This is a genomic window from Aeromonas enterica, from assembly GCF_054052465.1.
This window is the reverse complement of sequence record NZ_JBSTYL010000017.1, coordinates 87470-96903: the sequence shown is the minus strand read 5'-3', so window position 1 is coordinate 96903 and position 9434 is coordinate 87470. Positions and strand designations below refer to the sequence as shown.

Annotated in this window: 12 protein-coding genes; 6 read left to right on the top strand and 6 right to left on the bottom strand. The window is 57.8% G+C overall.

The annotated features are described in order from the left end of the window. The first annotated feature begins 240 nt into the window (after nt 1-240). From ACW5XD_RS16680 to ACW5XD_RS16670, 3 genes are all read left to right on the top strand, one after another. Nucleotides 241-1029: a transporter substrate-binding domain-containing protein gene (locus ACW5XD_RS16680; protein WP_456495815.1), complete on the top strand. Its 789-nt coding sequence runs from the start codon at nt 241-243 to the stop codon at nt 1027-1029. 94 nt (nt 1030-1123) lie between these two features. Next, nucleotides 1124-2083 (top strand): amino acid ABC transporter permease, encoded by a 960-nt coding sequence (locus ACW5XD_RS16675; protein ID WP_456495814.1) that lies wholly within the window; start codon nt 1124-1126, stop codon nt 2081-2083. Continuing rightward, on the top strand, nt 2067-2810 hold the full coding sequence (locus tag ACW5XD_RS16670) for an amino acid ABC transporter ATP-binding protein (RefSeq protein WP_274453873.1): 744 nt from the start codon (nt 2067-2069) through the stop codon (nt 2808-2810). The genes ACW5XD_RS16675 and ACW5XD_RS16670 overlap by 17 nt, the downstream gene beginning before the upstream one ends. A gap of 102 nt (nt 2811-2912) precedes the next feature. Here the strand turns inward: ACW5XD_RS16670 and ACW5XD_RS16665 are convergent, their stop codons facing one another. Further along, the gene (locus tag ACW5XD_RS16665; protein ID WP_456495826.1) at nt 2913-3680 is read right to left on the bottom strand and encodes a substrate-binding periplasmic protein; all 768 of its coding nucleotides are present in this window, start codon (nt 3678-3680) and stop codon (nt 2913-2915) included. Nucleotides 3681-3914: 234 nt separating this feature from the next. On the opposite strand from ACW5XD_RS16665, the gene ACW5XD_RS16660 reads away from it, so the two are divergent. Continuing rightward, nucleotides 3915-4754 (top strand): sterol desaturase family protein, encoded by an 840-nt coding sequence (locus ACW5XD_RS16660; RefSeq protein ID WP_456495813.1) that lies wholly within the window; start codon nt 3915-3917, stop codon nt 4752-4754. Nucleotides 4755-4820: 66 nt separating this feature from the next. Here ACW5XD_RS16660 and ACW5XD_RS16655 read toward each other — a convergent pair whose 3' ends face one another. The 5 genes from ACW5XD_RS16655 to ACW5XD_RS16635 all read right to left on the bottom strand — a co-directional run bounded on the left by ACW5XD_RS16655 (nt 4821) and on the right by ACW5XD_RS16635 (nt 8564). Then, the gene (locus ACW5XD_RS16655; protein WP_456495812.1) at nt 4821-5360 is read right to left on the bottom strand and encodes a hypothetical protein; all 540 of its coding nucleotides are present in this window, start codon (nt 5358-5360) and stop codon (nt 4821-4823) included. An 18-nt stretch (nt 5361-5378) separates the two neighbouring features. After that, nucleotides 5379-5534 (bottom strand): hypothetical protein, encoded by a 156-nt coding sequence (locus ACW5XD_RS16650; RefSeq protein ID WP_456495828.1) that lies wholly within the window; start codon nt 5532-5534, stop codon nt 5379-5381. After that, entirely contained in the window at nt 5531-6853 is a 1323-nt protein-coding gene (locus tag ACW5XD_RS16645; protein WP_456495811.1) for a hemolysin family protein, read from the bottom strand. Before ACW5XD_RS16645 ends, ACW5XD_RS16650 begins: the two co-directional genes overlap by 4 nt. 348 nt (nt 6854-7201) lie before the next feature. Further along, nucleotides 7202-8182: a phage integrase gene (locus ACW5XD_RS16640; protein WP_456495810.1), complete on the bottom strand. Its 981-nt coding sequence runs from the start codon at nt 8180-8182 to the stop codon at nt 7202-7204. 82 nt (nt 8183-8264) lie between these two features. Beyond that, nucleotides 8265-8564, bottom strand: a complete 300-nt coding sequence (locus ACW5XD_RS16635) for a helix-turn-helix transcriptional regulator (RefSeq protein ID WP_456495809.1) — start codon at nt 8562-8564, stop codon at nt 8265-8267. 118 nt (nt 8565-8682) lie between these two features. Between ACW5XD_RS16635 and ACW5XD_RS16630 the strand changes: the two genes are divergently transcribed. Further along, nucleotides 8683-9009 (top strand): Cox family DNA-binding protein, encoded by a 327-nt coding sequence (locus tag ACW5XD_RS16630; protein WP_456495808.1) that lies wholly within the window; start codon nt 8683-8685, stop codon nt 9007-9009. Then, complete coding sequence (locus tag ACW5XD_RS16625; protein WP_456495807.1) at nt 9006-9416, top strand: hypothetical protein; 411 nt, start codon at nt 9006-9008, stop codon at nt 9414-9416. Before ACW5XD_RS16630 ends, ACW5XD_RS16625 begins: the two co-directional genes overlap by 4 nt. The last annotated feature ends 18 nt before the right edge of the window (nt 9417-9434 follow it).

The following is a 9434-nucleotide window of genomic DNA, read 5'->3' as shown; positions in this document are numbered from 1 at the left end:
TGATTTTATGAGTGCAGCCACGGGGAAAAGACGCCACTAACCTATTGAGTCATCTGGCACAATCGGAGTTTGGTACATTTTTCACTCAGCACTGAGAATATGGAATCTCATATGGGGCTTTTGCCTCAACCAAGACAATAATCCTGTCTTGCCTGTTGCCGGATGCAGCAGTCTCTTGTGCCACGGAGTCGCACGGGAGCAGGTTCAAGGCCGAACACAACATCGACAGAGACGTCACTTATGATCAAAAAACTCATTCTATCTACCTTGCTGTTTTGCGGGCTGGCCAGTGCCGCGCCCAGTTCCACCCTGGACGCCGTACTGGAGCGCGGCGTGCTGCGCGTCGGCTTCGACGCCGGCTATCAACCCTTCGAAATGACCAACAAGCAGGGGCAGTACATCGGCTTCGACGTGGATCTTGCCAAGATGGTCGCCAAGGAGATGGGCGTGAAGGTCGAGTTCGTCAACACCGCATGGGATGGCATCATTCCAGCACTGCTGACCGACAAATTCGACGTCATCATGGGCGGCATGACAGTCACCCCCCAGCGCAACCTGCGCGTCAACTTCGCCGATCCCTACATAGTCGTCGGTCAGACCATAGTGCTGCGCAAGGACAAAGCAAACGAAATCAAGTCCTTCAGCGATCTCAACGATCCCAAGTACAAGATCGCGGTCAAGCTTGGCACCACAGGCGAGCAGGCAGTCAAGCGCCTGATCCCCAAAGCCACCCTGCTGCAGTTTGAAACTCAGGATGATGCCAAGCTGGAAGTGATCAACGGCAAGGTGGATGCCTTCGTCTACGACCTGCCTTACAACGCCATCTTTGCCTCCCAGAATGCAGGCGCCGTGGTGCACCTCGACAAGCCGTTCACCTTCGAGCCGCTGGCCTGGGCCATCCGCAAGGGCGATCAGGACACCCTCAACTGGTTCAACAACTACCTGCGCCAGATCAAGGGCGATGGCAGCTACGACCGCCTCTACAAGAAGTGGTTCGAATCCCACGCCTGGCTGAACCAGCTCAAGTAACCTCTCAAGGGGCGGTTCGCCGCCCCTTCACGCAGATCCCCACACAATAAATAACTACAACGAGGTTGCGACAGTGCACAACCCAACAAGACAGATGGAAAAACAACCCAATCAACTGCTCTGGCACGGCGTCTTCCTGCTGATGCTGCTGGCTGCCGTATTCGGTATCTATAAAGCGGTTCAATCCGTGGATTACACCTGGCGCTGGGAGCGGATACCCCAATACATCGCTTACCAGGCGGAGCAGAACAATCTGGCCGAATTTGATGGCACAGTGGTCGCCGGCACCACCAGCGCCGAACAGGGCAAGCTGTTCCTGCAAAACGATCTCGACCCCAATCAGCGCCAGGCCATCGCCAGCACAGGCGTGAAAGTCGCAGAAGGCGACACCATCTTCCGGGGCGATACCCTGGATACCGAACTCACCTGGACCGCAGGCCCCATCGCCTGGGGCGTCTGGGTCACGGTCAAGCTCTCCCTGGTGGCGGGCGTGTTCGCCATCCTGCTCGGCACCCTGGCAGGCCTGGCCCGCCTCTCCCCCAACCCGGCCCTGCGCAATCTGGCCGTCACCTATGTAGAACTCATTCGTGGCACGCCGCTGCTGGTGCAGATCTTCATCGTCTACTTCTTCATCGGCACAGTGCTGAACCTGGACCGGTTCACTGCCGGGGTCGCGGCGCTGGCCGTCTTTACCGGCGCCTATGTCGCGGAGATCGTGCGCGCCGGCATCAGCTCCATTCACAAGGGGCAGATGGAGGCCGGTCGCAGCCTCGGGCTCACCTCCGCCCAGACCATGCGCTACGTCATCCTGCCGCAAGCCTTCAAGCGGGTGCTGCCACCGCTGGCGGGACAGTTCATCAACCTCATCAAGGACTCCTCCCTGGTTTCGGTCATCTCCATCACGGATCTCACCAAGGCGGGGCGTGAGGTGGTGAGCTCCACCTTCAGTCCGTTCGAGGTGTGGTTCACCGTGGCCCTGCTCTATCTGGTGCTGACCGGCACCCTCTCCTTTCTGGTACGTCGTCTGGAGGTGAAATATGCGCGTAGCAACTGATCCGATTATCAAGGCGACAGGTGTCGAGAAATTCTATGGTACCGAGGTACACGCCCTGAAAAACGTCAGCACCCAGGTGGCTGAAGGGGAAGTGGTGGTGATCGTCGGCCCCAGCGGCTCGGGCAAGTCCACCTTCCTGCGCACCCTCAACCAGCTGGAAACCATCAACGACGGCAACATAGTGGTCGATGGCATCTCTCTGACCGAACCGGGCGACGTCAACAAGCTGCGGGAAGAGGTGGGCATGGTGTTCCAGTCCTTCAACCTCTTCCCCCACCTGAACGTGCTGGACAACATCTGCCTGGCACCGCAGAAGGTGCGTGGGCTTTCGCGCAATGATGCGCGGGACAGGGCCAAGGCTCTGCTGCTGAAAGTGGGGTTGTCGAACAAAGCAGAGAGCTATCCGTCCCAGCTCTCCGGCGGCCAGCAACAGCGGGTGGCCATCGCCCGGGCACTCGCCATGCAACCGCGCATCATGCTGTTCGATGAGCCCACCAGTGCGCTCGACCCCGAGATGGTGGGCGAGGTGCTGGATGTCATGAAGGGGCTGGCCCGCGAGGGCATGACCATGGTGGTGGTGACCCATGAGATGGGTTTTGCCCGCGAGGTGGCGGATCGGGTGCTGTTCATGGAAAACGGCGAGCTGCTGGTGGATGAGAAGCCGACCGACTTCTTTGATAATCCCCCCTCCCCCCGCCTGCGCCAGTTCCTGAGCCAGGTGCTGTAAACGGCGACTCAGAAAAAGTAAAAAGAGGGACTCGCAGTCCCTCTTCTATTTTGGCCGAAACACTGGGTTCAACGGCTGAATCTGACCGGTTCCGTCATCAGTTCAGCGCGGGGACTTTCCCAGATAATGCTCCACTATGGAACGGATCCCGTCCCGCTTCTTGAGCTCGTAGAGCCGCTTGTCGAACTGCTCGGCAAAGTCCTCCTTGAAGTCAAACTCCCCCTTGCGGCTGTAGCCGAGAAACCCCTGCTCCTTGCTGAGCACTGGCCCTTGCTTGAGCTGGGACATGTCGGCCACCGCCAGCTGGTTGCCCTTGATCATGTTGAGCAGCTCATAGAGCAGGGAGAGGCGGTCGTTGATTGTGCAGTCCACCCGACCACGCACAATCTTGAGCAGGTTCTCCCGGTTGCTTTTCACCTCCTCCAGCCCGATCTTCTGCTGCTGGACGGCCTGCCAGAAGGGGGCACCACCGATGGTGAAACCGGCATTCATGCCAAAGCGCAGCCCGTAGTAGTCGGCCGGGAACTGCGCCTGCGGAGTATTGACCGCCACCCCGGCGCCGCACATCACTACCAGCTCCTCGTCGAGCAGAGGCTGGGAGTAGGGCCATATCCAGGGGCGGCTGTCGGGCTGGTAGTAGGGCGGGAAGATGGCGAAGGCGCTGCCCTGCTCCACCATGCTGAGGCCGCGTCGCCAGGGTATGGCCTTGATCACCACCTCGTAGTCATCCATGGAGGCCGTCACACTGCGCACTATGTCGGCATAGATCCCCTTCACCTCATCCCCCTCCTGCCAGGAGTAGGGGGGATAGTTGGCATCGGCCAGGATCTCGACCCGGGTCTTGGCCTGCGCCAACAGGCAGACCCCCATCAACAAGCAACACCACAGCCGCATCATCTATCTGCCACTCCAGAGGTAGAAAATCTCATCAAGCATAGTCACGGTGGCTTCCGCTCAGGGAGGCATAGCGCCAATTTATGAAAAGCGGCTCGCTGCGCTTCATGACGAGCACCTGATGACGACACCCCACCGGCAAAAAATGTTAATGAAAGATTAAATCCATCCTTTATGCTGGAAAGCAATTGCTCTGACCGGATACCCGACATGGATGTGCAACTGCTGCTTCTCTATCTCTCCCCGATCTTTCTGGCCTTTATCGGCTGGGAGATGATCTATCTGCGCAAGCACGGGACGGCCTTTCCCACCGCCACTTACCAGTGGCGAGACTTGTTCGCCAACGCCACTTTGGCACTGATGCATCAGGGGGGCGATGCGCTGGCGGCCATCGCCATCGCCTACCTCTATGACGCCCTCTGGGGCTGGCGATTGTTCGACATCGAGCTCAATCTCTGGAACCTGTTGCTGCTCTTTCTCCTGCAGGATCTCTGCTACTGGCTGTTCCACTTCGCCAGCCACCACGTGCGCTGGCTCTGGGCCTCCCACGTGGTGCACCACAGCTCGGAGCGACTCAACCTCTCCACCGCCTTTCGCCAGAGCCTGATGTACCCCATCTCGGGCATGTGGCTGTTCTGGATCCCCATGATCCTCATCGGCTTCCCGCCCGAGGCCGTGGTGGCGACCGTGCTCTTGAGCCTGGGCTTTCAGTTCTTCGTCCACACCCAGGTGGTGGGCAAGCTCGGCAAACTGGAGTGGGTTTTCAACACCCCCTCCCACCACAGGGTGCACCACGCCAGCAACGCCAAATACATAGATCGCAACTTCGCCGGGGTGCTCATTATCTGGGACAGGCTATTCGGCACCTTCGTGGAAGAAGACCCGGCCGAGCCGTGCCGCTTCGGCATCACCAAGCCAATCCACAGCTTCAACCCGCTCACCCTCACCTTCCACGAATGGCGCGACATGCTGCGCGAGGCCAGTGGCCTCCCCTGGCAGAAGAAAATAAGCGTGCTGTTTGGCAAGCCGGCCGGCCCGGCCTCCTCCTGATTGCCTACCACGCAAACGACTGAGGCCACCCAATGGGTAGCCTCATCTCTTGTCGGTGGTGACGACTCAACGTCCTGCCAACACCCGTTTTATCTGTTTGGTCCAGTCGGACACCCGGCCCTGCTGGGGCAGCCCCTTCCAGATCTGTTCCCACTGAGCCGGGCTCAGAGGACGACCCAGTCGACGCTGTACCCCGGCATAGAGATAATCGTGGGCCGTGGTGCGGGCCTGGGCCGAGGTGAGGAACTTGGCCACAGGGTCGGTCAGCCGCACATCCCGCATACCGAGCAAGGGATAATCGCTGTGCACCGCCGCCAGCATGGTCTCGCGCATGGCCGACTCGATATAACCGCGGGCAAACAGGGCGGTCACCGACTCCAGCGACCCCTGCTCCGGGCCGTGATACTCTTCATCGAATACCGGGCTCGGCTCTGCCACGGCACTTTGCACCACGGCATCGGGATCCTGCTGCGGCACCACCACCGCCTTGGGAGCGGCAGGCTTGGCAACGGCAGTGGCCTTGCGGGGTGCGCTCTGGCTGCAAGCACCCAGCGCAAGGGCGAGCGCCACACAGGCCAGCGCACGGGAATGAGACTGCATCTTCATGACTCCTTGATAGCTCCTTTACGATTCCTGAGCAGGCTTCTCGGTCACCACGGGTTCGACCCGGGTAACCAGCAGTTGGTCGATCTTGTAGCTGTCGATGTCGACGACTTCGAACTTGTAGCCCGCGTACTTCACCGACACCAGGCGCGCTTGGGGAGCCTGGCATCCGATCACACAGCTGCGTCCGCAGGCTTCTCAGCCACCACGGGTTCGACCCGGGTGACCAGCAGTTGGTCGATCTTGTAGCTGTCGATGTCGACGACTTCGAACTTGTAGCCCGCGTACTTCACCGAATCGGTGCGCTTGGGGATCTTGCGCAGCATGAACATGATGAAGCCGGCTATGGTCTCGTAGTTCTGGCTATCCGGAAACGCCTCTATGTCGAAAGCACGCATCACGTCGGAGATCGGAGTCACCCCGTCCACCAGCCAGGAGTTTTCGTCCCGCTGCACTATTTGCTCTTCCACCACGTGGGTGGCCCACTCGCCCATGACGGTACTCATCAGGTCGTTCATGGTGACTATCCCCACCACCAGCGCGTATTCGTTCATCACCACGGCGAAGTCGCCCCTGTGGTTCTTGAAGTACTCCATCGCCTCGTAGAGGTTGAGGGTGTCGGGAATGATGATGACGTTCTGCACCAGGGAGCCGCTGTTGAGGTCTATGCTCTGGCCGCTGATGACGCGGATCAGCAGCTCTTTGGCATCGACGAAACCCTTGATGCTGTCGAGGTTGTGGTCGCACACCAGAAACTTGTTGTGCGGGTGTTCGGCAATCTTGGCCTTGATGCTCTCCTCACCCTCTTGCAGGGTGAAATAGATCAGGCTCTCGCGGGCGGTCATGGCGGAGGTGACGCCGAGGGACTGCAACTCGAACACGTTCTCGATGAGCTGATGCTCTTCACGCTGGATGACGCCGGCCTCGGCGCCTGCATCCATCACCGCATAGATGTCGTCAGAGGTGATCTCGTCGTTGCGTATCATGGAGACTCGCAACAGACGGAACAACGCATTCGCCATGCCATTGAAGAACCACACCAGCGGCATCAGCAGGGTCACGCACAGCAGCATGGGGCGTACCACCACCACGGCGATCCGCTCCGGCATGGTCATGGCCAGGCGCTTGGGCATCAGGTCGGCGATCAGGATGAACATACCGGTGACGAACACGAAGGAGGCGGCGGAGCTTATCTGGCTGAGCCAGGGGCCCTGATAGAAGCCGGAGATGAACCCCTTGATGGCAGGATTCAGGGCCGACTCGCCCAGGATACCACCCAGGATGGCGACGGTATTGAGGCCGATTTGCACCACGGTAAAGAAATTACCCGGCTGGGCCTGCAGCGCCAGCACCTTGGCGGCATGGCGATTTCCCTCATCGGCCATCACCTGCAACTTGATCTTGCGGGAGGCGGCAAGGGATATCTCGGAAAGAGAGAAGAACACGCTGCCGGCAACCAGCAACATCAGAAAAAATAAACTATCGGCAAAACTCATGATTAACCTATTGCTACACCCGCCTTAGCACAAGACGGCAAACTGGGCCTGGGAGACCAGACCGTGAGTCCATCCGGGACTCACACAGGGGGCATATTCTAGCAGAAAAGCGCCTGTTGGGTGGCGATATCTTACTCTGCCCCTCAGTGCAACAAAAAAGGCGCCCAAAGCGCCTTTTTATTCATTTTGTCATCAGATTCACTCACCCTTGAAAACTCAAGGAATACAGCGTGACACCTTGCTATACCTGGCTTGCCGCAACAATCCTTTATCCAGGCTAGAGGCTCTGGTGAGCTTTCATCCACCCTCTCTAGTGGTCAGGTGTGGTCAATCATGTGGACACAACACCTAACCAGCTCCCCCTTTCAGCGGGTTGAACTGCACCGCATCCTGTAAGAAATCAGGAGCGAAATGGGCATAGGTCATAGTCTGCTGGATGCTGCCATGACCTAGGATCCGTTGAAGCACTAGGATGTTGCCACCATTAGCTATGAAGTGAGTCGCAAAGGTATGCCGCAGTACATGCACGGCTTGTCCTTTGGGCAAATCGGGCTTCACAGCTCTAAGCGTCTCTCTCACCCGCAGATAATTCGCCATGGGGAACAATACCCCCCGCTTGTTTGCCACCCATTCAACCTCAACTTCTGCACTAATGGGGACAGCCCGATTCTTGCCGTTCTTGGTGGCCACGAACGTGACCCGCCGATTCACCACATGCTCGGCCCGTAAGGTGTAGGCCTCACTCCACCGTGCGCCGGTGCTCAGGCATAGTACGGCAATCCCGCGATCATCCCCTGTCAACCCTGCCAGCAACTGCTTGACCTCAAACGGAGAGAGATAGCTCATCTCCCTAGGGGCAACCTTCAACGCTTTCAGTTTCCGAATCGGATTCTCACCCCTGTACAAACCGCCCTCGATGAGGAAGTTAAACATGCCACTTAACTCCACCACCAGGCGGTTGACGCTATTGGGGGTGATACCTGCAGCCAGCATACCTGAGCGCAAAAAAGTCAAGGTATGAGCATCAAGCTGATTGACCCGGACCTCGCCCAGATAGCGATCTGCCCGCAGCAAGGTACGTCGTGCATGGATGCCCCATTTTTGATATTGCCCTTTGTGCACCCACCAGATTTCGATGAGCTCGGCCAGCATGCGGGCATCTGCGGGCTTACTCTGCCAGGGCTTGTCATGCTGCGTCGCCAGCACATGACGCTCAAAGGCAACAGCTTCGTGTTTCTTGGCAAACCTCCGCCGGACCCGCTTTCCATTGCGACCCGTCGGTCTTACGTCCACTTGGTATTGACCATCATCGAGCTTCTTAATAGACATTAGAGAAGCCCTCCGATCGATTGAACAGCCTGCTCACACAGACTCATTGCATCAATGGCGTCGAGAAACGCCAAGTGCAGGGTTAACCAGTTTTCTTGCCTGAGGCTGAACAGGCGCCTTCGTCTTGCCCAGAGTGTGCGAGAGCCGGTGCGATTTGTCCGGCTCCTGGCGCGATTTTGTCTGTCATAAACCAGAGAGCGTATTTTTCAAGCTGTGGATGATTCAGCATTCTCATCACCACCTCTGTGGAGGGCACGCTTCGACCATTCTCATAGTGTACGTACGAGCTATAGATCACCCCTATCAGCTCCGCGAATTCCTTCTTGTTTAGTCTCTCCGACTCTCTGATTAACGCCATTTTTTGATTAATGGTGGTTGACATGAATATCCAATCCCATATTTAATATGCAAATAGATTTTGCCGATGAGCGATATTTGAATCGCTAGAGCCCCTGAAAGCTCGCAGCAGCTAACAGGGATAACCGGAGAGGTTACCAGAGATGAGCGACACAACAAAAAAGCCAGAGGGTGAGAGCGAGATCCCCGCTCGGTTTACGATCGGGCTGACACCAACCATGGTTCATACCGATGCCGTCACAGCAGACGCTTTTGGCAGAGCCATTGGCAAAACACGCAAGGCCGTGGTGGAAATGATCAAGGCGGGCAAACTGCCTGGTGTCGAAATGAAGATCCCCGGCAACCCAAGTGCCAAAGGCGATTACTACGTTTACCTCCCCGCCTGGAACGCCGGTATAAAGCTCGCATTTGAGAGCCGCCCCAAGGAAATCCGCGACGGCTGGCTGGCTTGGCTGGGGCTGAGTGTATGACTTCCCCCGAAGATTTCCCCGCCCTGCTGAGGGCGCAACTCCTACAAAGCAAATCCCAAGTGCCGCGTTACTGGCGCGAAGCCAATCAAAAACAGCGTGCAGCCATCTGCTACACCGCCGAACTCCCGGCGGCATGTGCAGGCCCCGTATTGCCCATCGGTAGAGCAGATAGAGAGTCGATCCGCCAGGCGGTGGTAGAGCTCGGGTTACAACATCTGTTCCATGGGCGCATGTCGGAATACGAGTGGCACACCGGCTGTTTACCGGAGCTGCAATCGATAGAGGAGACAAGGTCAGCCGATCGGCTGGAGAGGAAGAAGGGCCTGTTGATGACACTGGTCAACAGCCTACAAACCGCAAATAGCGGGCAAAAGAAAACCCCGATCACTGGTGCTAGTAACACCTAACGGGGCTCTTTATCAAAG